This is a genomic window from Methylovulum miyakonense HT12, assembly GCF_000384075.1.
GTDB classification, from domain to species: domain Bacteria; phylum Pseudomonadota; class Gammaproteobacteria; order Methylococcales; family Methylomonadaceae; genus Methylovulum; species Methylovulum miyakonense.
In genome coordinates, this window is record NZ_KB913025.1 from 1,067,194 (window position 1) to 1,092,570 (window position 25,377).

Genomic DNA, 25,377 nt, shown 5'->3' on the forward strand with positions numbered 1-25,377 from the left:
TTCTTCTTGGCAGGTTACCGGCCAAAACCTAGCACAAACTTTGCGAACTCTGCGGCAGGCAATGGTTTGCTATACAAAAAGCCTTGGGCGAATTCACAACCTTGTTGCAGCAAAAAGGCGACTTGCTCCTGATGGTCGACCCCTTCCGCCACCACATCCAAAGACAATGACTTGGCGAGCCCCAATATGGCTTGGGTGATCGCCTTGTCATCGTCATTAAGGTGGACGTCGCGGATGAAGGAACGGTCAATTTTTAGCTCCGTGATGGGCAATTTTTTTAAGTATGACAGGGAAGAATACCCCGTACCAAAATCATCAATGCTAATTTGTACGCCTAATGCCCTGAGTTGTTTTACGGTGCCCAACACATCTTTGATGCCATCAAGCAAAATGCTTTCCGTCAGCTCCAATTTCAGATGCCCGGGGGCTAAATTCAAACGCGCCAATATTTGGCTGACCTCATCGGCAAACGTGTCTTTACGGAACTGGGTGGAGGAAACGTTAATTGAAATGACCTGCAACGGCAGCCCTTGCTGTTGCCACTGGCGCATTTGCGTACAGGCCGATTCCAACACCCAATGGCTAATGTAGTTTATTAACCCGGATTCTTCAGCAATCGGTATAAATTGTGACGGGGGCACTAGGCCCAATTCAGGATGCTGCCAACGGATCAGGGCTTCGCAACCGATCACTGTCTTGGTGCGCATATTGACAATGGCGTGATAGAAAAGCAGCAATTCGTCACGTTCAATCGCACGTTGGAGGTTATTTTCCATTGATAGCTTATGGAATGCGGCGACATTCAGCGACTTCCTAAAAAACTGGTAGTCATTTTGCCCCTGCTCACGGGCATGGCTCATGGCAACCTTGCCGTTTTTGATGAAGCCATCCTCATCAACGCCATCCCCCGGATAGACAGCGATGCCGATGCTCATGCTGAGAAAAATTTCGTGCTCTTCAATACTGAACGGCTGTTCGATAACTTGGAAAACGCTTTTGGCTATTTTTATGCTATCGCTAGTGTCTTTTATGTTGCTGACCAAGATGACAAATTCGTCCCCGCCCACCCTGGACACCAGCATTTGGTTGATGTCGTAATCGTGGTTTGCATCATAGCCGACATTGACCGGGACATAAGCACATTCCTGAACCTTAGCGACGAGCCGGTCAGCAAACAATTTAACGATCTGGTCCCCCACGCTCGGCCCCAAGGTTTCGATAACGCGCTTTACCCGGTCGACGCTGATAAACAATGCCGACATCTCGGCATTGTTGAGGTTGCTGTAAGCCATCGCCTGGCCGAGGATCATTTTGAAGAGCTTACGGTTTGGCAAATGTGTCAAAGGGTCGTAATAGGACAGGAAGCGTATCTGCTCTTCAATCCTCCGGCGTTCCGTAATATCTTGGATGGTGCCATGGATACGCGTCACGTCATTACCCACAACAATAGGCTCGCCGTGAACCAGCAAGACATTGTCAGAACCGTTGGCGTGGCGTATTTGGCATTCCAAGTGGAAATTTTGCTTGTTTTTGGCGCAGCGTCCGATTGCCTGAAGGAGCTTTTCCGCATCGGCATTGACCAGCCTTTTATAAATGTCCCGGCACTGCCCGTCAAATTCATCGGGCGCCACATCCAGCACATTAAAAACCTCGTCAGACCACTCCATCTTGTCTTCTTCCACCACCCAATCCCAACTGCCAAGACGGGCGATTTTTTGGGCGGTGCGTAAATCCGCCTCGCTTTTTGCCAATTCGCTTAAAGCCGAACTGGCACGCAGGAAATAACGTAAGCGGTGCGGCAACGTCGGCCAGTGAATCGGTTTGACAATAAAGTCGGTGGCGCCCAATTCAAAAGACCGGTTAATCGAATCCGTATCGTCCGCGCCCGTCAGCATCACAATCGGCAACAATTCCATTCCGGGGATTTTGCGTATCAGTTGCAAACATTCAAAACCGTCCATTTCCGGCATCATGACATCCAGCAACACCAGCTCCGGCCGCCGGGCGTTGATCATGCCAATGCCATCACGCCCATTGGCGACGCTTAGGACCTCAAACCCCTCCCTGTCCAAAACATCATGCAACATCAAGCCTATCATGTGATCGTCGTCAATCGTCAAAATAAGGCTGCGTGAGGGTTGCTGCTCTCTCATGATAAATCCTGTTGTAATAATATGGGTAACACCTGCTGGAATTCGTTATTCATGTTCTCAACAAGCCCTTTATCGAATTCCAACGAGCCATCGCGCGCGCCATGTTCCAAATTACGGGCCATTTCAGCAAGACAGAGGACGCCGACATTGGCGGCAGCCGATTTTAAACTGTGGGCGGCTTGGCGCACCGCTTCCCCATCCTGTTCAATCATGGCTACCCGCAATTTTTCGATTAACTGCGCCGAGCTGCTCTGGAACATTTGCAATAGGTTAGCCACCAACGTGTCCCCCCCCATCTTACGCAACGTGTTCAAGGGTGTCGGGTCGAACCGGCCGGTATCAGTATAAGCCTGTTGGGAAAATAGTTTATCTGATTCTCGCTTAATCGCGGTTTTTTTGGCTTTCAATAAACTGATCACCTTGTCGCGCAAAACTTCAATGGAAATCGGTTTTGCCAAATAATCGGTCATACCGGCATCCAAACACTTCTCCCGGTCACCTTCCATGGCATTCGCTGTCAATGCCACTATGGGCACCGGCCCCTCCCCTGATTTTTGTTCCAGGACGCGAATTTCATGGGTTGCCGTGTAACCATCCATTTCCGGCATCATACAATCCATGAGGATCAAATCAATGTTCCCCCTTTTGAAGATGTCCAGGGCTTCATAGCCGTTAACGGCCACTTCAACATGGCAACCGATCACCTTCAGTATGGCCTTAACAATTTCCTGGTTGATCGGGTTGTCTTCAGCCAGCAAGATATGCGCATCTTGCAAACCGGTTTCCAGGCTCGTGTCCGTTTGGTTTTCGGCAATCAGCTTCAGCAACGCCTCCTGTAAGATACGTTTACGCAGCGGCTTGTGCAAATACAAGTCGCAGCCGCTGATGCGGAAGCTGTCCAGCTCGTCATCATAGGCACTGGACGTGATGATGACAATACGCATCTTGGCAAAGCGGCTGTCATTGCGGATTTGTTGGCAAAGTTCGGCACCGTTCATGCCCAACATTTTCATATCCACCAAAGCAAAATCGTAGCTTTGGCCCAGACGGACGGACTGGTCAAGGATCTCCAAAGCCCGCATCCCGGTTTCGGCAAGCCGGGAATTCATGCCCAGATTCAACAGGTAATTGGTAAGGATTTTGGCATTGGTCGGGTTATCTTCAACAATCAGGGCGCGTTTGCCAAGCAAATCGGTTTTTTGCAACGTTTGGCTGGGAACGGCGGCCAACGCCTTACGCAACGGCAAATGCAAAATGAACGCCGTGTACGCCCCGACCTTGGATTCCACATTGATCGTCCCCCCCATCAGCTCCGTAAGCTCCTTGCTAATCGCCAGCCCCAACCCGGAGCCCCCGTATTTACGCGTGGTCGAACCATCGGCTTGGCTAAAGGATTTGAACAGTTTCGCCATCGCATCAGGCTTGATGCCTATGCCCGTGTCACTGATGCGGAAATTCAGGTAGAAGCTGTCACCTAAGCCATAATGTTCGTTTTCCAATTTGCTGACATGCAGCCTGACCGAGCCGACATCCGTGAATTTGACGGCATTGGAAAGCAAATTGGTCAGGATTTGGCGTAACCGGTAAGGGTCGCCCCTGACGGAATGGGGGACGTTGGTTTCCAAAGTGCAACTTAGCTCAATATTTTTGCTGTGCGCCCTATCGAAAAACAGTCCGGTCAAATGGTCGATCAACTCCGGCAAGTTAAAGTCGATTTCCTCCAATTCCAGCTTACCGGCCTCAATTTTAGAAAAGTCCAAAATGTCATTGATCAATGTCAGCAGCGCATCCGCCGAGCTGAACACCGTTTCGGTGTATTGCCTTTGGGTCTCCGTCAATTCCGTGCTTAACAACAATTCCGTCATGCCCAGCACCCCGTTCATCGGGGTACGGATTTCATGGCTCATAGTGGCCAAAAACTGGGATTTGGCGAGATTGGCGGCATGGGCTTCTTCCACCGAATGGCGTAAGTCCGCTGTCCTGATTTCCACCTCATGTTCAAGCTGGCCGCGTTGCCGCTCCAGTTGCTCGTCACGTTCGTGTATCTGCCCTATCATTTGGTTGAAGCTTTTCACCAATTGGCCTATTTCGTCCTGGCCTTCCCCTTCCGCCCTGACCGTGTAATTTTTTTCCCGTGACACTTGTTGGGCCAACTGGGATAAGCGTATCACGGGTGCCGAAATCAAAGTGGCCAAGCGCCGCCCATAAAAAGAGCTCAGCAGAAAAGCCGCCAGCGTGACGAGGGAAATTTGCCCCCAATTATAAAACAGCCCCCACCACATAGGGCGCAGGTCCACCACCATATACAAATAACCTGCCGCCTCACCATTTTGGTAGACGGGCTGGACTTCCGTATGCGTCAATAACTCGAATCGGTTCTCTTGGAGTTGGCTCTGGGCCTCGACAAGTGTCCCCGGAACCGTAGAGAAATGGTTTTTGGTGATGAAATCGGCAAACCGTTCGCCGACATAGTCGGCAAACTGGACACCTTCGCTGGTATATAGCTCGGCGGCGATGATATTCGGTTTGCTGCGCAACGCCGCAAGAATGTCCGTTGCCGACCGGCTATCGTTAAACAGCAAAGCGGCGGCAGCATTAAAACCAATCATATTTCCTGTGGTTTTAATGTCGGCCACTATTTGCCCGCGCTCCTTCCAAAATTCTGTGAAGCTACTGACCAACAGGGTAAACACCAAGGCCATACCGACGGTCAACGCTTGTAAGCGGCGCAGCTTGCTAGTGATCGGTAAATCGGCAAAGTGTTGTCGTCTCATAAATTATTGGCCATCATCACATTATTTTGCAGTGTTAACATTCTTCGCCAGTTTAAGCAATTTGGCACTAATATGCACATTTTCAGCGTTCGCCAGCTCAAGATTAATTTCAAAAGTAAGGCGGCTGCCATCCTGGACCAAGCCAATCATGCCACCGTAGGCGATGAAGCCAGGCTGGTCGCTCACGGTCACTATGGGCAACCCCTTCAAAACCCCGATAATGGCCCGGGCATTTTCAGAAGCGCCAATAAAGACAATGTGGCAATTTTTCAGCTCGTCATTGCCCACTTCGCGGCGGACCAGCATCGGCTTCCCATAAATGGTCTTGTTTTCCAATACCAATAAACTATCGCCTAAATGGTCGTTTTCCGTCGTACACAAGTTATAAGCCACTTGGCTGGCGGCTTGCGGCCATTCAATAAATTTAAAAAAATTGTATAAAAAAGCCGTTTTAACCGCCGCTTCGCCGCTGGCCCCCGCCTGGCCATTAATGGCCAATACCAGCATCACGGCCAACAATGTTCGGACAATAAAGGAGGTTTTTTTTGACATAGCCTTAAAAATTCCAACGTACGGTTGCGTACACTTCGCGTTGCACGGTGGTCGGTACCGAATAGATAAAATTACCGAATTCGGCGTGTTGCTTGTCCAGCAGGTTGCGCCCGACTAAGGCCAACTCCAGCCCATGGCCCACATCCCAGGCCAAACGGGCGTCCAGCTCCTGATAAGCGGCGACCGATTGTGGCTCAACGGTTATGCCATCAACAAAACGCCAGTTCAAATCCAGGTTGAGCTGTGGCGTGATCTTGTGCATGGACCAGAGCATGGCCTGATGGGTGGGGAAACTGTCCTTAAACAATATAAAGGCGCCCGCAGGGGCATCGCCCGCAAGCCTGAATTGCTGCCCGGCATAGGCATAGCTGGCACGGAGTTTCCAGGTATCGGCGACCTGCCAGTCTACCGTGGCTTCACCGCCATATACCGTAGCCGAACCATAATTGGCAAAATTGGCAATTTGTACGGCATAGCCTGAAGCAAGATGGGAAAGGTCTAGCGATTTGGGGGCAAAACTGCACAAATCATCATAATCGTAATAGTAAAGCGATATGTCCGAAGCCAATTTTTCAGTTAATTCGCCACGCCAACCCAATTCATATCCCAACAGGGTTTCCGAACGCATCTGCTTATTGCCAACAAGCGATAGTAACGTGACCGGATTGCCGGGCGATGCCGCCCCCCCACCGACGGGCGGAAGCACGGCGGTGTTGTAGCCAAAATCTTGTTCTATCCAATTCGGTGTCCGTACGGAACGCGAAACCGAAGCCCAAAAGGCATGCTTTTTGACAGGGGTCCACGACAACCGTGCGCTAGGCTGCCATTCAAACTCGGTGACCGGGTTGTGCTCAAGTTTGCCACCTAAGGTAAGTTTCCATTGTCCGGGGATCAAGGTGATCTCGTCTTGGGCAAATAAGCTGTAAATTTGGTCTAGCCGCTGACTGGGTGTCCAGCTTAGGTCAAGGCTATTTTCGGTCTGGTTGTGGTTCAATCTGGCGCCACTGCCCCAAACCAAGCTATGCTGGCCGTTTAGCCGTATATTGTGTTGGAAGTCAACATCGACGCTGTCTATCTGATAGCCGCTATGCAGGGCATTGGCTTTACGTTCATTACGGTTCCAAAATAGCCTTAACAGGGTGCTGGACGCATTGCCGGGCCGATGCTCCCAACGCCCCAGCAAATAATGCCCTGAAAGGTCCGCGTCAGTCGCTATGGCGCGCGAATACGGTGGCGCTACGACCGGTGTCCGGATAGCGCTGGCCTTCGGTTGGTCCTGTTCCGCGCCGCCGCTAAACCCCGAAAAGGCATCGCCTTGCAAGGTCAATTTGTCGGTGATGCCAATATCTTTATCGAAACGGAAACCAATTTTGCCTAAACGGCTTTCATCACCCGCGTTGCCAGCCGCCACAGCCCCAATCTTGCCGGATCCGTCATATTCGCTATAGCGGCCATAGACTTTAAGGTAAGCTTGTTTGCCAAGATCCGCACCATACCGCAAGCCGCCTCCCTGGCGCATGCTGCCACCCTGCCCGGACACCAAGCCGCCTTGGGAATTTTTGGCTTTTTTGGTGATGATATTCACCACGCCATTGACGGCATTCGCGCCCCATAAACTGCCGCCGGAGCCACGGATAACTTCAATACGCTCAATATCCTCCATCAGCACGTCTTCCTGATCCCACCAAACGACCGAAAACATCGGCGTATAAAGGGTGCGCCCGTCCATCAGGACCAGTAATTTGGTGCCAAATTGGCTGTTGAACCCGCGCGTCGACACCGCCCATTTATTGCCGTCGATACGGGCGACATGCATACCCGGAACCATACGCAAGGCCTCGGGGATGCTGGTCGCACCGGAACGGCGGATTGCATCGCTGTTTAAGACGTAAATCGCCGAAGGGACATTTTTCAAATCCGTCGACGTCCTGGTGATGGATGTCACATCCAAGTCCAACAATTCCTCCATGCTTAATCCGGTCAGATCCGGCACATCTTGCTCCTCGGGAACTTGATTGGCGGCAAAAGCAATGGGCGCAAAGGCGGTTAGCGCCATTATCGCCAGGATTAATTGGGGGACGCTTAGCGCACGGCCGGTCGGCATCATCGCTCCCACACTAATAAGTAAGCACAAACTTAAAGCGGAACTCCCTCCCGTTCATTAACAAAATATTGTTAACGCCATCACCCACCACTTGATAGTGATCATCCAGCAAATTATAAATACTGGCCGAGAGGTCCAAACCCTGGACAAGCCGGTCTGAGGTCAAATTGACATTAACCAGATCATAAGCATCCGCCAGCCCCCCCTGCTGGGTTTTACGGTCGCCGATAAAAATGCTTTCCACCCCAAGCCTTGCAAAATTGTTAAACAGCGGCTCGGCATAATGCAGTTTGATGAGATGTTCAGGGGCGCCATAAGCCCTTGTCCCCTGGTTAGTTTGATCGCTGACAAAATTGTAGGTATAGGAAATTTTTAACAGCCTGCCGCTTCCCCAACGTTTTTCGGCCTCCAACTCGGTGCCATAAATGTGGAATTGACCTGTGTTTTCAAGCAAGCCGGTGTCCGGGGACACCTGTAAAAACCGTGAAATGTCATTAAAAAACAGTGACCCGAACAACTTAAGCCCATCTGGAGAATTCCACTCCATGATGCTTTCATAGCTTTGTATCTGTTCTTCGGCTATCGGCGGGCTTATGTCGAAATAATAAGGGTTATAAGCCAGTTCCGCCGCATTGGGGGCGCGGAAAGTGGAGCTGTAAAGCAGTTTCAGCGTGGTGCTGGCTAACGGGTTCCATATCAACCCCAGGCGCGGGTTGAGCGGCAAAGCCTTGATCATATGATGGTAATCGAAACGCAAACCCGCACTTAAAAGCAAACTGTCCGACAGTTGGATATCATCCTGGGCATAAACCTCCACACGATGCCCGTTAAGGTTATTATCGGCATACAGGGTGTAGGGCGCCACATCGTAAGAGAACTGATGTTGGCGAATATCATATTGATATTCCAAGCCTAGCATGAGCCGTTGCCGGTCAAATGCACGGGTGGTCAGTTGCGCATCCCCCCCAAGCCAACGGCCTACAGTGGCATCGTGGAAGACACGCCGTTGGCCAGTTTGGCCAAAAAGATAAGGTTCTTCGGCCTGGTAATCGTAGCCTTGAAAAAAGCCCTGGAAAAGGGCCGTGGTTTTTTCATTTATGGCTTTGTTATATTTGACGTTGCCGAAAAATTGGCGGTCATCCGTATAGTTGCCAGGGTCATTGAATATATCGCCCGACACCGCCGCCGGTACCCGTTTAAAGCGGTCAACCACACCGCCGCTTACGGTCAGCCCTTGAAATTGGATTTTCCCGAACAACCGGTCGGCACGCTCGGCGTCCATGTTATGGGCAACCCCGTTGTTGGTGGCCGGGTTATCGTAAGCCGGAAAAAACAAATTGCCCGCCCCGGCACTCTCAAAATGTGAAGCGGAAAAGAGCATATCGGCCCCATTCTCCAGTTTTTTGCCATAACTGGCCCGGCCTTTATAGGTGTCAAAACTACCTACCTCACCCGCAACTTGTGCGCCTTTAATTGCCTTGCCGCTCTTAGTGACCACGTTGATCAGGCCCAAAAAGGCATTGGCGCCGTAAATTGTCGAGCCGGAACCGGGGATAAATTCAATCCGTTCGATCAGGTCGGTGTCCAGCATGAATTCTTGGGCGATATTGCCCGTGTCATAGATATTTTCATTCATGCGCATGCCATCAATCATGACCAGCACCCGCGAATTGTAATCGTTAGGTTGGATAAAGCCGCGGACCCCCAAAAAACTATAATTGCGGTTATTGGCGGTAAACAACCCGCGCATACCGTTCAGCGCGTCCGCTAACGTCCTCCACCCGAAGGTGCGGATATCGCTGGCGTTCAACACGGATACGGAGGAAGGTGATTTATTGGTTTTTTGCCCCAATCTGGGTGCGCTAATAACTTCAACGTTCAACAGCTCTTCGATGGATAGGTTTGTCAAATCCTCATCAACACTAGAATGCTTGGCATTTACTTGGCCGCTCAGAACGGCCAGAATGGCAACGATGGTCTGTTTACGCATTACGCTGATAAATCTTGCATTCAAGAGGTGCCGGCAGAAGCAGAAAACACAGGGCGTGCTTCCTGATAAAACTGGCTATTTTAACGACCAAAGCAAGTGCTAATCCAGCTTTTTTATCCTTAACCCGCTAAAAGTAAGCAATTGAAATTTTTAGGCAAATTAAAACCACCAGAACCATTCAATGGCAAAATATCCCGGCAATTTTATTACGGCGGCCAGCACCGCCAAAAGCCCCGGATAGGCACCTTCATCCTACGGTGGCCGCAGAGCGCCGCCGCCCACCGGTAAGATCACGCGCACTTAACGTGCGGCCCTTTTTAAATACCGCTTAAGATATCTTGCGGTACAATCCCATTGAACAATGGCAGCCCAAAAAGGTCTCCCAATCCATTGGGCTTACAGCCGGATTTTTACAATTTACCGTGAGGAATTATGAAGCATCGGATACTACACACCCTGTTACTGTGTTTGCCTGCGTTTGCCAGCCATGCCGAACCCAAGGTTGCCGAAAAGGTTTTGGGTAACGGCCTAAAAGTGCTGGTGAAGGAAGACCACCGCTCGCCCGTGGTGGTGTCGCAAGTTTGGTATAAAGTCGGTTCCAGTTACGAACCTAACGGCATCACGGGCATTTCGCACATGCTGGAACACATGATGTTCAAAGGCACGGACAAGCATCCCGCCGGGGAATTCTCGCGTATCATTGCCGAAAACGGCGGTGATGAAAACGCCTTTACCGGACGCGATTACACCGCCTATTTCCAAACCATGGCGGCCTCCAAATTGGCGGTGAGCTTTGAGCTGGAAGCCGACCGGATGCGCCATTTGCATTTGCTGGCGGATGAGCTGAAAAAGGAATTGGAAGTGGTCACGGAAGAACGGCGGATGCGCACCGAGGACAACCCGCAAGCGAAAATGTCCGAGCAATTTTCCGCAATGGCCTTCACCAGCAGCCCCTATAAAAACCCGATCATCGGCTGGCCTGTCGATATTGCCAATTACCAAGTCGAGGATTTGCAAGCCTGGTACCAACGCTGGTACGCACCCAACAACGCGACGCTGGTCGTCGTCGGCGATGTCGAAACCCTCAAGGTTTTTGCCTTGGCGGAACAGTATTTCGGCGGCTTGCAACCTAGCGAGCTCAAGGCATTAAAACCACAAACCGAATCCCCGCAACTGGGCGTGCGCAAAATGACCGTGAAAGTCCCCGCCAAATTGCCGTCGGTGGTGTTGGGCTACAAAGTGCCATCGCTAAAAACCGCCGGACAGGAATGGGAAGCCTATGCGCTGGAAGTGCTGGCGGGGGTGTTGGACGGCGGCTCCAGCGCACGCTTGAGCAAGGAATTGGTACGCGGCAAACAGCTTGCCGTGTCGGCGGGTGCGGGTTACAACTTTAGCTCGCGTTTATCAGACTTGTTTGAATTGGAAGCGACCCCGGCGGAAGGCAAAACCGTCTGGGAACTGGAATTGGAGCTGAAAAAACAAATCACGCGCCTACAGCAGGAATTGATCAAAAAAGACGAATTGCAGCGCATCAAAGCCCAAGTGTTGGCAAGCGCCGTGTATGAGCGCGATTCCAACTTTTATCAGGCCATGCAATTGGGGACACTGGAAACCATTGGCCTAGGTTGGCAAAAAGCCGACGAATATGTCGGCAAGATCAACCAAGTGACCGCGGAACAAGTGCGTGACGTGGCACGCAAATACTTGCTTGATGATCATTTGAATATCGCTTATCTTGAGCCGCAACCGATAAACCCAGCAACCGCCCAGAAGAAGGCGGTAAAATAAGATGCTGACATCTTGCCTTGAGAGAGAAGGCAAGATGAACCCCATCTAAAAATTATAAAAACGCTATGGCAAAACTACGCACCCATTACGACAATTTAAAGGTCGCCCGCAATGCCCCCGACATCGTCATTAAGGCGGCACACAAAGCCCTGTTACAACTACACCATCCCGATAAAGCCCAAGATAAAGCCGCCGCAGAGCGCATCACCCGTATCTTGAACGATGCACGGGAAGTGTTGCTCGATCCGGCCAAACGCAAACAGCATGACCTTTGGATTAAGGAGCAGGAACGCAAGCACAAACACCATGGTTTCGAAAGCTCCCATGCCGACCAAACCGCCCCCAAAAAACACGGCCCCAAAGAACCGCCCGTCAGCGAAGAGCTAGTCGGGCATTACCGTCTCTTGAGCAACGGCCTTGCCCAAGACACCCAATCCCGCCTGCTGTGGTGCCGGTTCGCCCTAGGCCAGCGTTGGCAAGCGGGGCAGGTTGAAGGCGAAGCCGCCTTGTATGCCTGGCAAGCCGCGCAAGAAGCCGTGGCCTTGTTCAACAAACAAGGCGGCTATGCGGGCCACACCGATTGGCGCCTGCCTTCGGTCAATGAACTAAAAACCTTGATTAATCCACAAGAAGGCCATAAAAGCTATATCAACGCTTACGCCTTCCCCAACAACCCGCGCTGGTTGTGGACATCCTCGCCTTACGCGGGATACGGCGGCGGTGCCTGGCTAGTGAACTTTATTGAAGGCCTGGCGATCAATGACAACCCAAACCTGCCGTGTGCGGTGCGTTTGGTACGGGATTGAAACTTCAGGACGGGTGGATGGGATAACCATAGAATGGTAGCGCCGCCACCAAACGCCCTTAAGCGATGGGCTTCCCTTCATCCAGCCCATCCTACAAAAATTTACCCAGAAAATATAATGTCATTTAACCGCATTACCCTTAAGGAAACCTAAACTTATGCGCGTTTTATTCTTCAGCATCATCATCTTGATGGTTAGCCAGACTGCCAGCGCGGCCGCGAAAATCGAGCATTGGCAAACGCCACAAGGCAGCCGCGTCTATTATGTGCGCACCGAAGGCTTGCCGATGGTGGATGTGCAAGTGCTGTTCGATGCCGGCAGCGCCCGGGATGGCGAAAAATTCGGCCTCTCGGCCCTGACCGCCGGTTTGCTCGACACCGGTGCGGACGGGTGGGATGCCGACACCATTGCCGACCGTTTTGAAAGTGTCGGGGCCAATTTCGGCGCGGGCAGCTCGATAGACAATGCCAGCGTGTCATTGCGGACTTTGACCGACAAACCCTTGTTTGACAAAGCCTTGGCGACCATGCAAGTGATCTTGGCCAAACCGCGCTTTGCCGCCGCCGATTTTGAGCGCGAAAAAAACCGCACCCTGGCAGGGCTAAAGCAAGAAGAAGAATCCCCTGGCGATTTGGCTAAAATCGCCTTTTACCAAGCCTTGTACGGCAACCATCCTTATGCGCACCCCGATTCCGGCACCTTGAAAACCGTGGCGGCATTGACCCGCGACGATGTGCAACAGTTTTACCAACAGTACTATGTCGCCGCCAACGCGGTCATCGTCATCGTCGGTGATTTGTCCAAGGCCCAAGCCGAGCAAACCGCCGAATCGTTGGTGAAAAACCTGCCTATCGGCACAAAACCGCCCGCTTTGCCGGATGTGGCCCTGCCTACCAAAGGCACGGAACAGCATATCGAATTCCCGTCCACGCAAACCCACGTTTTAGTCGGTTTGCCAGGCACTTACCGCAAAGACCCTGATTATTTTAGCCTGTATGTTGGCAACCATATTTTGGGCGGCGGGGGTTTGGTGTCCAAACTGTTTGACGAGGTGCGCGAAAAACGCGGCTTGGCATATAGCGCCTCCAGCGCGTTTGTGCCTTTGTTAAGGCCGGGGCCGTTTCTGGTCAGCCTGCAAACCCGCAACGACCAAACCCCGGAAGCCCTCAAAGTCCTGCATAAAACCCTCGCCGATTTTATCGCCCAAGGCCCTAGCGAAACCGAACTGAAAGCCGCCAAACAAAATATCACCGGCGGTTTTGCGATGCGTTTTGACAATAATAAAAAACTCTCCACTTACGTCGGCATGATTGGTTTTTATGAATTGCCCTTGGATTATCTGGACACTTTCCAAGCCAACATTGACAAAGTCACCATCGCCTCCATCACCGACGCCCTGAAACGCCGCGTCCCCCTGCCGCTATTGCAAACCGTGACGGTAGGGAAGCGTGCAAAATAAACTCCGCATCATCGGCGGCGAGTGGCGCAGCCGCCAAATTTTGTTTGACGACGCCGATGGCTTAAGGCCGACCCCCGCACGGGTGCGCGAGACGCTGTTCAATTGGCTGCATTACGACATCATCGGTAGCCGCTGCCTGGATTTATATGCCGGCAGCGGTGCGCTGGGTTTTGAAGCGGCCTCCAGAGGCGCGAAAGCGGTGGTGGAAGTCGAACAAAATCCCGCCGTCTGCCGATGCCTCAAGGCCAATGCCGACAAACTCGCCGCCGCCCAAATCAAGATCGTGCAATCCGATGCCTTCCGTTACCTTTCAGGCAATGCAGAGCAATTTGACCTCGTTTTTATAGACCCGCCGTTCGCGCTGGACTTGGCGGCGCAAAGCTGCCAATGGCTGGAAGACAAAGGCTGGCTAAGCCCCCAGGCGAAAATCTATGTGGAATCGGCAAGCCATGCGCCGCTGGCGGGCTTGCCGGAGAATTGGCGCTTATTGAAGGATAAAGTGGCGGGGGACGTGGCTTACCGCTTGTTTGGGCGGAATAGCTAGCCTTTGGGGATTACGGCGGGTCAACCGTTATCCGGGCGTGCCGACAACCCGACAATTTCATTATTTTCAACGCTGACGGAAATTTCTATCGGCTTGCAACAGACTTGGCAATCTTCGATATAGTCCTGCCTTGCGCACGACATATCAACCATGATGCCGATTTCTTCGCCGCAATAAGGGCATTGTATGGGGACGGGTTCGAGGAAACTCATAGGGGAAGCTGTAGAGACGTACGGGCTACGCCTCTACGGAAGGCTTAGTGGGCGGTGAAGCCGTGTTTTTGCATGCGGTATAGCAAAGTGTCGCGGCTGAGTCCGAGCAATTTGGCCGACTGGCTACGGTTGCCTTTGGTGCGGTCTAGGGCTTGGTTGATCAAGTCAGCTTCCAAGCTATCCAGTTGCAAACCCGCTTCCGGCAGGACAAAACCAGTGATTTTACTGGCATGGGCCGTAGCATTAATGCGGAACTCGCTAGGCAGGTTTTCCACCTCAATGACCCTACCTGACAACAGGATGCTCAAGCGCTCGCAAAGGTTGCGCAGTTCGCGGATATTGCCGGGCCATTTATAAGCTTTTAACACTTTCAACGCAGGCTTGCTGAATTGCGGCGGCTTAATCGAATGCAGGTCGGCAAACTGCCTGAGGAAATGTTTGACCAAGTGCTCAATATCTTCGCTACGTTTTGCCAGCGGCGGCAACTCTATCGGCACGACATTCAACCGGTAATATAAATCTTGGCGGAATTGCCCCGACTTGATTTGCTCGTTCAGATCAGAGTTGGTGGCGGCAATCACACGCACATTCACTTTATAAGACATGGTTTCCCCGACGGGCAGGCATTCGCCGGAATCCAAGAAGCGTAATAATTTGCCTTGGACAATCAGCGGCAGGGAATTGATTTCATCAAGGAACAACGTACCGCCGTCAGCGGCTTGGAACAAACCTTGGGAACTGGCATTCGCCCCGGTAAACGCGCCTTTCTTATGCCCGAACAATTCGGATTCGATCAGCCCTTCCGGCAACGCGGCACAGTTGATGGTGACGAATTTTTTGTTGGCGCGGGGGCTGGCCTTTTGGATGGCGGTCGCCAAGACTTCTTTGCCGGTGCCCGTTTCGCCTTTGATCAAAATGGTGACGTCCGTGGACGCGGCGATTTTGGCACTACGGATTAAGGAATCCAGCTCAGGGGACCGACCAATAATGGTGCTGAAATGATCCATAACGACCTCTTAATGTAAGCTTGAATGGTTGATGATTGCCATGGGGTTTAACCAAGGCAATGCCGCTAACAAGGCTAAAATGATCATAAACAAACCCACCGCCTGTTTAAACCGTTGCATCCGGGATAGCCGTGTCAATATCCCTGTCATTATACCCACTCCCATCACTGCGGGTAAAGTGCCAAGCCCAAAAGCCAGCATGGTCAACGCGCTTTTGCTGACATCCCCAGCCGTTGCCGCCAGCGCCAAGGCGGCATAAACCAAACCGCACGGCAGCCAACCCCAGACCATTCCAAATAAAAACGCATGGCTGCGGGTCTTGACCGGAATCAGCTTACGCCCGAACGGTTCGATGGTTTTCCAAAAATGCATCCCCGCCTTTTCGATATAGGCAAAACGCGGGAACCAGCCAGCGATATACAAACCTGCGCCCGCCATAATCATGGCCGATAAAATTTGTAACAGCCGATGGCCATGGATTTCGCCCAACTGTAGGGTGGCGAGGGACTGGACTAGCCCTGCCAACGCGCCAGCAATGGTGTAACTGGTGATGCGCCCGAAGTTGTAATTGAACACAAACGGCAACAGCAGGGCTTTTTTATGGCGGATTTCCGGGCTGAGGCTTAAAGTCAGTGTACCGATGATCGAACCGCACATGCCTATGCAGTGCAAGCTACTGACCAGCCCCATGACAAACGCCACCAGATAAGACGTAGTGAACGCGGGGTCAAAAGGCATATAGGCCCCGTATCACTACAACGTCAATATTCAACATATTTTTATTATTATTTAATTACTTGCAACCGAACGGGTGAATACGCCCAGAATCTGCCCTTGGATTTTTTCCGCCATGGCTTTGCGGTTTTCAGCGTCACGGATGGGGCGTCCAACGACAATATAATCCGCCCCGCTTTCAAACGCCATTTCGACAGTCACCACCCGTTTTTGGTCTTCCTCTTCGCGGTTATCGACCGGGCGGATACCTGGGGTGATAACCAGCAAATGGTGGTCAAGATGTTCCCTAAGCAGGGACGCTTCCATGCCAGAAGACACCACGCCATCGCAACCGATCTGCAAGGCGCGTTTGGCACGCGACAACACCAAGTCGCGGATATCGCACTGGAAGCCCAAATCGTCCAAGTCACCACGGTCTAGGCTGGTCAAGGCCGTCACCGCCAACACTTTCAGGTTGCCCTTTTCTTTGGCGGCGGCTTCCATAATGGCATCGTTGCCGTGTATCGTCGCCAGATCGACACCCTTGCCGCTCAAAGCCTTAATGGCACGGCCTACCGTAGCGGGAATGTCAAAAAATTTCAAATCGACAAAGACTTTTTTATCGTGCCGTTTCAGCCATTCAATAAATCCGAAATAATCACCGGACATGAACAGCTCCATGCCAACCTTATAAAAAATGACAGAGTCGCCCAACTCTTCAACAAGCGCCTGTGCTTCGGGGATACTGGAAACATCCAAAGCCATAATGAGGCGTTCACGGACGGGAATGGGTTTACTGGACAAAAATAATCGCGACATAGGGAAAAATAAAAGCCAAAATAAGAAAAAGTTATTCGATGGACAATCCTTGTTGTTGCCAAGCCAGAAGGCCGCCTTCCATATTATAAACATCAGTAAAACCCGCCGCCTTCAAAGCGGCTTGGGCTTTAGCAGAACGCTTGCCACTTCGGCATTGCATAATAATCGCGCTATGCTTATAGCCGTTAAGTTCGCCCATACGGCTGTCCAACTGGCTGAGCGGGATATGCAAAGCACCCGGGATATGCTGTTCCTGCCACTCGCTATCTTCACGCACATCAACAATAATGGCATTTTTGGCCGACTGCATGGAGGCGGCCTCTTTCGGCGACACACTGGCATCCGCCAGCACAACAGCATTGCTAAAACCCCATAACAACAGGGCGAAAACGCCTGAGCAACAATACCTTACCAAATTACGCATGGACACCCCCAAAGCAACGGTTAAATGTGCCTATATTACCGGAACTTGATGTATCGGTGAATGTTAAAATGCCTTAAGCTAACAATAATCTTCAGATAATGAACGCAACCCTGATACAAATGGCCTTGCTCATGGCGTGCGGAGTCGCTTGGGGCATATTCCGGCCAGCCGGGCTTTCCGCTAGGCATACCCGTGTGGTGCTGACCAACATAGTCTACTACCTGCTCATGCCGGCCATGATTTTGGAGGTTTTGTGGAAAACCGACCTCGGCATCCAGTCCTTACAATACACGGTGCTAGGCTGGGGCAGCCTCACCGTCGCCGTCCTTTGCGCCTGGCTAATCGGCAGACTTTTCAAACTAGAAAAAAAACGCCTTGGCACACTCATACTCGGCAGCACCTTCCCCAATATCACCTATTTGGGCCTGCCGATACTGGAACAAACTTTCGGCAGCTGGGCGCGGCCTGTTGTCATCCAGATGGATGTCTTCTCCGCCACCCCTTACCTATTTACCGTCGGGTTGCTCATCGCCCGCCATTACGGCGAAGAGGACCAGCACAAATCGCCGTGGTTGGCGCTCAACGCCCCACCGTTCTGGACGGCCGCCATTGCCGTGGCACTGAACATGAATGGTGTCATAGCGCCCGACTGGCTAATGGCGGCCTTGCAAAAACTGTCCGTTGCCGCCGCCCCTTTGATGATCGTTTCGCTGGGCATGGCGCTCGATTGGCAGGCGATAAGCTGGCGCAATATGCCTTACATGCCACCCGTATTATTGATTAAAATGTTCGCCATGCCTCTATGCGCCTGGTCAATCGCCAGCCAGCTTACCCTGGACGCACAGCACCGGGCCGCCACCGTGCTGGATTTGGCGATGCCCAGCATGTTGTTCGGCATCGTGTTCTGTGACCGCTTCCGGCTTGATAGCCCGTTGTATGCGATGATTGTAACCATAACGACCCTATCCAGCCTGATCACGTTACCCATTTGGTATCTGTTTTTAAGCAAATAAAAAAAGGGGCAGGTGTGCCCGAACAATTTTTAAGGCAAAACCCACCCAAATTACCGGGTTAAAAACCGTAGCAAAGATTACTATCCCAAAAATTGAAAGGTTTCGTAACCTATTGCCATACCCATAATTTTACATTTCCTAGCCAACACTTTCATGAAAAGAACATCGAATAGAAAATTGCCCAAAAAACCGCTGCACGGAAGCACCCGTTTAAACGACGCCACCGAAGAGATTGAGCTGGCTGATTTACGGGCGATCCGTGATGATGCGGCCTTTATGGTCACGCAAACCCAAATGCAGGACAACGAAGAAGATGCCATTGACCGTTTATTGGCCAATACGGGCTTTGATAATCCTGTCAATGACCCTGCTCTGCAGCAACCTTTAATAGATGAAGGCCAAGGTGACGGGCTAATGAGCACGGCGGATGATTTTGAACCGGACATGGAAAGGGTTTTTATGGTCGGGCCGATTGAAAAAGACCCGCATTTACTGGTGCAACCGCTGGCTGCCAAGGATACGGACAGATTCAGCGCTACTGAAAATGGGCTTGAGGTTATCCCTACCGGGATTGAACCTCTGGTCAATGAAAATTCAGATCAGGAAGCTCCCATTGCCGAACCAGAATTTAACCGTATACAAAATGAGCCTGTGCATAATGCGGGCATTGAACAGACAATACCTCCCGTAACCGAACCCGAAGCGGTTTTGTTTGCCGCTGAAGGTCTTGCAGATGAGGGCAGGGCAACAGAAATCCCCGGACAATTTGAGGCACGCAGGGAGCCTATCATTGAACCCATATTTGTCGACACGCCTGTGCACACTGTGGAAGATGCACCAGTGGATATTGCCATTGAACCTGAATCTCTATTGGATTCGAAAGACGATGACGATGTAGCGCCCGTCACCAACGACATGGATGAGCGTTGGCAAGGGCAGGATCAAGATGCCCCACCCATACCGCAAACAAATACCGGAAACAGCCGGCAAATGCCGGAACCAAGCCCGTATAACCATGGCTTGGCACGGATTAACCTGATCACCTTGATTTTGAGCATCGCCGCGTCATTATCCACCATCGTGCTTTACTTCATATTGATGGACATGCGCCACGACTTGGTCAAACTCAATGAAATGATTGAAATTATGAAAGAAGACATCCAAATGGACCGCGAAGAACCGCCAATCCAAGAATGACCTTACCAAACGTGAATAAACCTGCACAAAAGCTAGTGGTCGCCATTTCATCCCGGGCATTGTTCAACCTTGATGATTCCCATGCGATATTTGAGGCCGAAGGCAAAGAGGCTTTCTGCCGCTATCAGATCGAGCATGAAGAAGTGGCCCTGGAGCCAGGCTATGGCTTCGCCTTGGTGAAAAAACTGCTGGCGATCAATGGGAAAAGCCCCGACGGGCCGTTGGTTGAAGTCATCCTGATCTCGCAAAACAGCGCCGACACGGGTTTGCGGATTTTTAACTCCATTGACCATTACGGGCTGAAGATCACCCGCGCCGCATTTACCAGCGGCGTGTCGCCGTTTTCTTATATCGCCCCCTTCGGGGCGCATTTGTTCCTGTCCGCCAATGCCGAAGACGTCAGCAAAACCCTGGCGGCGGGCTTTGCCGCAGCGACCATCTTAAGCGGTTCCCCATCGGCCCATCCCAACGACCAATTGCGCATTGCCTTCGATGGCGACTCGGTGCTGTTTTCCGATGAATCAGAGCATATATACCAACAGCAAGGCCTAAAAGCCTTTGCCGATAATGAACGCGCCCAGGCCAAAAACCCGTTGCCCGGCGGCCCTTTCAAAGACTTTTTAAGCGCGTTGCAGCATATCCAGAATCAATTTGCCGCCGATAACTCCCCCATCAGGACGGCACTGGTCACTGCCCGCTCCGCACCCGCGCATGAACGTGTAGTCAGGACGCTACGCACCTGGAGCATCCGCATCGACGAGGCATTGTTTCTGGGTGGACTGCCTAAGGGGCCGTTTTTGCAGGCTTTTGATGCCGATATTTTCTTTGATGACCAAAAAGCCCACTGCGAATCCGCGGCGGAACATGTCACGACTGCCCATGTGCCACATGGGATTACAAATTCCCCATAAAACCTACCCTAGGGCATTTTCCCGCCGCCCCCGCGGATACCTTTTATTGAAGGGCCAAAAGAAAGTGGCCTGACAGGAACAATATGGCCACTCACCCCAAATCGGCATGCCTTTGGCCGCTGCTGATGCGTCCCCCTTCCAGGGCATCAAGGACATAGACTTTCCCGTCGCCATGTTGCCCACTATGCGCCACCCGCATGATGGCTTCAAAAATGACTTCCACCAAATGGTCGGGCGCGAAAATCTCCAGGCGTTTCTTAGGCATGAACGGGCGGTAATCTTGGACGTGTTGGGTGCGTTCCCGCCCAAACCCCTCGCAGTCCATGACTGTCATCCCGGGAAATCCCGGAATTTCCATCAATGCCATCGTCACATGGCTGAGCTTGTTGGGTTGGATATAGGCGCGTATTTCTTTCATGGGATTATTTAGGCTTCATCGGGTTCGGCAAAATAGCGGTACAGTGCGGGCAATAAGGTCAAGGTCAAAATACTGGCCGTCAGTAAGCCGCCGATAATCACCACGGCAAAGGGTTTTGCCGTTTCTGAACCCACGCTGGTGGACAACGCCGCCGGAAACAAACCCAACATCGCCATCATTGCCGTCATCACCACGGGGCGCAGGCGGCTAACCGAGCCATTGACAATCGCATCATGCAAGGATTGGCCTTCTTTGCGGAGTTTATTCAATTGCGACACCAAAATCACGCCATTTTGTACGGCAATGCCGAACAGGGCGATAAAACCGACGGCGGCGGACACGCTAAGGTTTATGCCTGTCGCCAACAGGATCAAAATGCCGCCGATCATCGCAAACGGCACGTTCATGACAATCAACAGCGCATTTTTGACGGACATGAACGCCCAGAACAGCAATATAAAAATCAGCCCCAGACTAATCGGCACGATAATCGACAAGCGTTTCATCGCCCGTTGCTGGTTTTCAAACTGCCCGCTCCAGACGATATGGTAGCCGGGCGGCAAATCAACTTGGGCGGCGACTTTTTGCTGCGCTTCGGCGACGAAGCTGCCTTGGTCGCGGTTGATCAGGTTACATTTGATCGCAATCCTGCGCATATTGTCTTCACGGCTAATCCGTGACGCGCCTTGGTTGACCTTGATCGTTGCCAGTTCGGATAAGGGGATAAGTTGCCCTGTCGGGGTTTTCACGGTCAACGCTTCCAGGCCCGCCACGGAATTACGGGCGTTTTCTTCATAGCGCAAGGTGATGTCGAAACGCCGCTCCCCTTCCAGAAACTGCGAAGCCGCCTTGCCGCCCATACCAATTTCCATCACCTTTTCAACATCGGCGACATTGATGCCGTAGCGTGAGACTTTGGCGCGGTCAATGTCGACAATGACCTGCGCCAAGCCCGCTTGCTGTTCCGCCGCGACATCCGTCGCACCTTGGATGCCCGCCAGAATATGCGTGACTTGGTCGGCACGATCCTGCAAGGTGTTTAAATCACTGCCAAAAATTTTAATGGCAATCTCACCTTTCACCCCAGAAATGGCTTCTTCGACGTTATCTTGGATCACTTGCGAAAAGTTGGTCAGGATGCCAGGGAAAATCGCCAGTTCCTTGTCCATCGCCTGCACCAGCGCGTCTTTGGACTTGTACCGCCAAGTGTCTTTGGGGTTAAGGTCAACCAACACTTCCAAGTTATTGAAGCCTTTGGGGTCAGTGCCGTCTTCCGGCCTGCCAAGCTGGGTCAGGATAGTCCTGGCTTCAGAAAAGGTTTCCAGTTTTGCACGGATTTTTTGCTCAAAGGCTTTCGAAGTTTTCAATGACACAGGCGTTGGCAAGGTAATGGTCAGCCAAATATTGCCTTCGTCCAGTTTGGGCATGAATTCCGTGCCAATGAAGCGCACCGACAGGAAACTCAACACCAAGGCCGCCACCGCCGTGGCAAAAACCAGCTTTGAATGCCTCAGCACCGCTTCGAGGATGCGCCGGTAATGGTGCTCCATCGCTGCCACCAACGGGTTATGGCTTTCGGCAAGCCTTGGCCCCAATAAATACGTCAGCATCGCCGGGACGAAAGTCAGGCTGAACAGCATCGACGCGACCAACGCGAAACTGAGCGTGTACGCCATCGGCGAGAAAATTTTCGCCTCGACTTGCTGGAAGGTAAAAATAGGCAAAAAGGCGATGATGATAATGGCCTTGGAAAACAAAATCGGCCGGCCCATTTCCGTCGCCGTGTTCAACAAAGATTGCCGCAGATGGCGGATGTCGGCATTGTGGCGTAAATCCAAGGTGACCTGCACCATGACCGCCTCGACCAAGACCACGGCGCTGTCGACGATGATGCCGAAGTCGATGGCGCCCAACGAAATCAGGTTGGCGGAAATGCCGCCTATATCCACTAGGATAAACGCGAACAGCAGCGAGATGGGGATAATCAGCGTCACCAAAAACGCCGCCAGAAAACGCCGCAGGAACACCAGCAAGATGGTCATAATCAGCACCGCGCCTTCGAGCATATTGTGCATGACGGTATGCACGGTATGGCCGACCAGCTCGGTGCGGTCATAAATCGGGGTGATTTTAACCCCAGGCGGCAGGCCAAAATCGTTTAATTCTTTAATTTTTTGTTTAACCCCACCGATGACATCCACGGCATCCCGGCCTTTGATCAGCAACACCGTGCCTTCGACGACATCGTCGCGCTGGCCCATGCCGACGATGCCCGTGCGGGGTTGCGGGCCGACGCTAATGTCGGCGACATCTTTGATGCGGACTGGCACGCCGTCATTGCTGGCGACGACGATTTCGCCAATTTCCTCGGCGGTTTTCAACAAGCCACTGCCGCGCACGACCAAGGCCTCGTCGCCGTGTTCGATATAACCGCCGCCAGTGTTGGCATTGTTGGCGGCAATGGCGGCAAAGACTTGGGTCAATTCAAGCCGGTAGTTTTTCAGGCGGTCAGGCTTGGCGGAGACTTTGTATTCCTTGACCCCGCCGCCATTGGAAGTGACGTCGGCAACCCCTTGGACGGTGCGGATATGCGGTTCTATCACCCAGTCCTGGAGCGCGCGCTGTTCGATCAGCGGCAAATGCTTGGCGTCAATCACATAACGGTAAATTTCGCCAACCCCTGTCGATAAGGGCCCCAGCTTAGGGCTGGTGTCGGCGGGGATGTCGGCGTTTTGCAGATGCTCCAAGACCTGTTGCCGGGAAAAATAATCTTCGGCTTTGTCGTCAAAAGTCAGCGTCACCACCGATAAGCCGAAAATCGACACCGAACGCATGTTCATCAGATGCGGCAAGCCATTCATGACCCGCTCTATCGGCAAGGACACCTGCTTTTCCACCTCTTCAGGTGCTTGCCCAGGATATTGGGTCACCACTTGGACAAAAACATTCTGCACGTCGGGAAAAGCCTGCACGGGCAAGTTCTCAAAAGCGATGATGCCGGAAACAATGATCGCCACCGTCGTGCCAATGACCATCAGGCGTTGTTGCAAGCAAAACGCGATGAGCTGTTCAATCATGTCAATAATCCCTTTGTGCTGTTATGGGTTGCCGCCGTCGGTTTCGAGCTCTTCTTCCGCCCTTAGCATCAATGCGCCCTCTGTCACCAAAAGCTCGCCAGGCTGCAAGCCTTGGGCGATGACGGCGGTGTCTTTCAACCGTAAGCCAATTTTCACCGGACGTTGTTGGTAGTGGTTTTCGTCTAAAGCAACAAACACATAATCGGCATTGCCTTCAGTGAATACGGCGGTCAAAGGGATCATCACCGCCTTGTTATCTGGCCCGCTTTCCACCGTGATATTGGCATACATTCCCGACAACAAGCGTCCGTCAGGGTTTGGCAGATCACAACGTACTTGTACCGTGCGGGTGTTCTCATCCAGCACTTGGCTAATGTACTGTACCGTCGCTGGGAAGCGTTCATCGGGATAGGCGGGCACGGTGATCGAGAGCCTTTGCCCTAATTTGATTTTGCCGATATTGATTTCAAAAACCTCCATCAGCACGGTCAGGCTTTTGATGTCGGAAACCACGAACAAGGGCGCGTCCAGATCGGGGCGCACTTCGGTGCCGGGCGTGACATTGCGTTCGACCACAATGCCCGGAACGGTCGCACGCAAGGCGAAATGCCCGTCGCTTTGCCCCGCTGCTATATGCAAATTTTTCAGCCTATCTTGGGCGCGGCGCACTTCGCTGCTGGCGCGGCTTAAATCATCTTGCGCCTGTTCCAGTTCCTTGCGCGACACGGCTTTTCCGGCATAAAGCTCTTGTTGGCGGTTAAAAGCATGGTTCGCGAACATCAAATCCGCCTGCGCCTTGGCAAAATCGGCTTCGGCATTGGCGACATCAGGGCTGTCCAATTCCAACAATACCGAGCCCGCTTGCACTGGTGTGCCCAGCGCGACGGGCTTGCCTGTCACACGCCCTGAAACGGAGGAACTGATCCGTGAGGTCAGGCTTTCGTTATAAGTGATCTTACCCGCCAATGGTTCTAGCAAAGGATGTTGGGACAGGCTTAAACGGGCGGTTTTGATGTAGGCTTTTTTCGGTGAATCCGCCGCCAAATACACTTGCCCCGCCACTTTTGGCGGTTGCGGCAAGGGCCGGGGGGCTTCGGCTGGACCGGAACAGGCTGTCAACAGCGCAGCCATCAACAGCCCCGCTAAGAAACTGGATTTGCTTTGAATTTTATGGGTCATTTTTTTAATATTTATACAAACTCAATTTAGGGTTATTAAGAGCCTATAAAAGGCAACCCAATTTATCTCCCGTTCCCACGCGGCGCATCACTGCCCACAGTTAAGAACTTTATATTTATTATCAATAATATAACTCAGATGTAGGGCGGGTTAGCGATAGCGTAACCCGACGCGACCAGCATCCAAAATGTCGGGTTACGCTGACGCTAAGCCGACCTACGAATTCGTAATACATT

20 protein-coding genes are annotated in these 25,377 nt (G+C 52.1%); 7 read left to right on the top strand and 13 right to left on the bottom strand.

Annotated features, from left to right (window positions below; translation table 11 throughout):
- Window positions 1-14 precede the first annotated feature (14 nt).
- The 5 genes from METMI_RS0105595 to METMI_RS0105615 form a co-directional block, all read right to left on the bottom strand.
- Window positions 15-2,153 carry a putative bifunctional diguanylate cyclase/phosphodiesterase gene (locus METMI_RS0105595; RefSeq protein ID WP_019865279.1) on the bottom strand — a complete coding sequence of 713 codons (2,139 nt, stop codon included), beginning with the start codon at window positions 2,151-2,153 and terminating at the stop codon, window positions 15-17.
- Window positions 2,150-4,927 carry a hybrid sensor histidine kinase/response regulator gene (locus tag METMI_RS0105600; RefSeq protein WP_019865280.1) on the bottom strand — a complete coding sequence of 926 codons (2,778 nt, stop codon included), beginning with the start codon at window positions 4,925-4,927 and terminating at the stop codon, window positions 2,150-2,152. The genes METMI_RS0105595 and METMI_RS0105600 overlap by 4 nt, the downstream gene beginning before the upstream one ends.
- Window positions 4,928-4,948: 21 nt before the next feature.
- On the bottom strand, window positions 4,949-5,479 hold the full coding sequence (locus METMI_RS0105605; protein WP_019865281.1) for a YfiR family protein: 531 nt from the start codon (window positions 5,477-5,479) through the stop codon (window positions 4,949-4,951).
- Between the two features lie 4 nt (window positions 5,480-5,483).
- Window positions 5,484-7,535: a TonB-dependent receptor plug domain-containing protein gene (locus METMI_RS0105610; protein WP_198007890.1), complete on the bottom strand. Its 2,052-nt coding sequence runs from the start codon at window positions 7,533-7,535 to the stop codon at window positions 5,484-5,486.
- A 61-nt stretch (window positions 7,536-7,596) separates the two neighbouring features.
- Window positions 7,597-9,573 (bottom strand): TonB-dependent receptor plug domain-containing protein, encoded by a 1,977-nt coding sequence (locus METMI_RS0105615; protein WP_019865283.1) that lies wholly within the window; start codon window positions 9,571-9,573, stop codon window positions 7,597-7,599.
- A gap of 432 nt (window positions 9,574-10,005) precedes the next feature.
- On the opposite strand from METMI_RS0105615, the gene METMI_RS23235 reads away from it, so the two are divergent.
- The 4 genes from METMI_RS23235 (at window position 10,006) to rsmD (ending at window position 14,170) form a co-directional block, all read left to right on the top strand.
- Window positions 10,006-11,361, top strand: coding sequence for a M16 family metallopeptidase (locus METMI_RS23235; RefSeq protein WP_019865285.1), 1,356 nt, complete (start codon window positions 10,006-10,008; stop codon window positions 11,359-11,361).
- A 65-nt stretch (window positions 11,362-11,426) separates the two neighbouring features.
- A complete protein-coding gene (locus METMI_RS27405) occupies window positions 11,427-12,167 on the top strand; it encodes an Lcl domain-containing protein (protein ID WP_019865286.1) in 741 nt (246 codons plus the stop codon).
- 157 nt (window positions 12,168-12,324) lie between these two features.
- On the top strand, window positions 12,325-13,626 hold the full coding sequence (locus METMI_RS0105635; protein ID WP_019865287.1) for a M16 family metallopeptidase: 1,302 nt from the start codon (window positions 12,325-12,327) through the stop codon (window positions 13,624-13,626).
- Window positions 13,616-14,170: a 16S rRNA (guanine(966)-N(2))-methyltransferase RsmD gene (rsmD, locus tag METMI_RS0105640; protein ID WP_019865288.1), complete on the top strand. Its 555-nt coding sequence runs from the start codon at window positions 13,616-13,618 to the stop codon at window positions 14,168-14,170. Before METMI_RS0105635 ends, rsmD begins: the two co-directional genes overlap by 11 nt.
- Window positions 14,171-14,190: 20 nt before the next feature.
- Here the strand turns inward: rsmD and METMI_RS0105645 are convergent, their stop codons facing one another.
- The 5 genes from METMI_RS0105645 to METMI_RS0105665 are packed head-to-tail and all read right to left on the bottom strand — an operon-like array spanning window position 14,191 to window position 17,346.
- Entirely contained in the window at window positions 14,191-14,382 is a 192-nt protein-coding gene (locus METMI_RS0105645) for a CPXCG motif-containing cysteine-rich protein (protein ID WP_019865289.1), read from the bottom strand.
- 44 nt (window positions 14,383-14,426) lie between these two features.
- Window positions 14,427-15,389 carry a sigma-54 interaction domain-containing protein gene (locus METMI_RS0105650; RefSeq protein ID WP_019865290.1) on the bottom strand — a complete coding sequence of 321 codons (963 nt, stop codon included), beginning with the start codon at window positions 15,387-15,389 and terminating at the stop codon, window positions 14,427-14,429.
- A 9-nt stretch (window positions 15,390-15,398) separates the two neighbouring features.
- The gene (locus METMI_RS0105655; RefSeq protein ID WP_019865291.1) at window positions 15,399-16,127 is read right to left on the bottom strand and encodes a sulfite exporter TauE/SafE family protein; all 729 of its coding nucleotides are present in this window, start codon (window positions 16,125-16,127) and stop codon (window positions 15,399-15,401) included.
- A gap of 51 nt (window positions 16,128-16,178) precedes the next feature.
- Complete coding sequence (gene pyrF / locus METMI_RS0105660; protein ID WP_019865292.1) at window positions 16,179-16,922, bottom strand: orotidine-5'-phosphate decarboxylase; 744 nt, start codon at window positions 16,920-16,922, stop codon at window positions 16,179-16,181.
- Window positions 16,923-16,953: 31 nt separating this feature from the next.
- Window positions 16,954-17,346 (bottom strand): rhodanese-like domain-containing protein, encoded by a 393-nt coding sequence (locus tag METMI_RS0105665; RefSeq protein WP_019865293.1) that lies wholly within the window; start codon window positions 17,344-17,346, stop codon window positions 16,954-16,956.
- A 98-nt stretch (window positions 17,347-17,444) separates the two neighbouring features.
- Between METMI_RS0105665 and METMI_RS0105670 the strand changes: the two genes are divergently transcribed.
- From METMI_RS0105670 to METMI_RS0105680, 3 genes are all read left to right on the top strand, one after another.
- Window positions 17,445-18,359 (top strand): AEC family transporter, encoded by a 915-nt coding sequence (locus METMI_RS0105670; RefSeq protein WP_019865294.1) that lies wholly within the window; start codon window positions 17,445-17,447, stop codon window positions 18,357-18,359.
- Between the two features lie 153 nt (window positions 18,360-18,512).
- Entirely contained in the window at window positions 18,513-19,556 is a 1,044-nt protein-coding gene (locus METMI_RS0105675) for a hypothetical protein (RefSeq protein WP_019865295.1), read from the top strand.
- Complete coding sequence (locus METMI_RS0105680; protein WP_019865296.1) at window positions 19,553-20,467, top strand: 5'-nucleotidase; 915 nt, start codon at window positions 19,553-19,555, stop codon at window positions 20,465-20,467. The genes METMI_RS0105675 and METMI_RS0105680 overlap by 4 nt, the downstream gene beginning before the upstream one ends.
- A 91-nt stretch (window positions 20,468-20,558) precedes the next feature.
- Here the strand turns inward: METMI_RS0105680 and METMI_RS0105685 are convergent, their stop codons facing one another.
- The 3 genes from METMI_RS0105685 to METMI_RS0105695 are packed head-to-tail and all read right to left on the bottom strand — an operon-like array spanning window position 20,559 to window position 25,141.
- Window positions 20,559-20,885: a P-II family nitrogen regulator gene (locus METMI_RS0105685; RefSeq protein WP_019865297.1), complete on the bottom strand. Its 327-nt coding sequence runs from the start codon at window positions 20,883-20,885 to the stop codon at window positions 20,559-20,561.
- Between the two features lie 8 nt (window positions 20,886-20,893).
- The gene (locus tag METMI_RS0105690; protein WP_019865298.1) at window positions 20,894-23,962 is read right to left on the bottom strand and encodes an efflux RND transporter permease subunit; all 3,069 of its coding nucleotides are present in this window, start codon (window positions 23,960-23,962) and stop codon (window positions 20,894-20,896) included.
- Between the two features lie 21 nt (window positions 23,963-23,983).
- On the bottom strand, window positions 23,984-25,141 hold the full coding sequence (locus tag METMI_RS0105695; RefSeq protein WP_019865299.1) for an efflux RND transporter periplasmic adaptor subunit: 1,158 nt from the start codon (window positions 25,139-25,141) through the stop codon (window positions 23,984-23,986).
- Window positions 25,142-25,377: the final 236 nt, after the last annotated feature.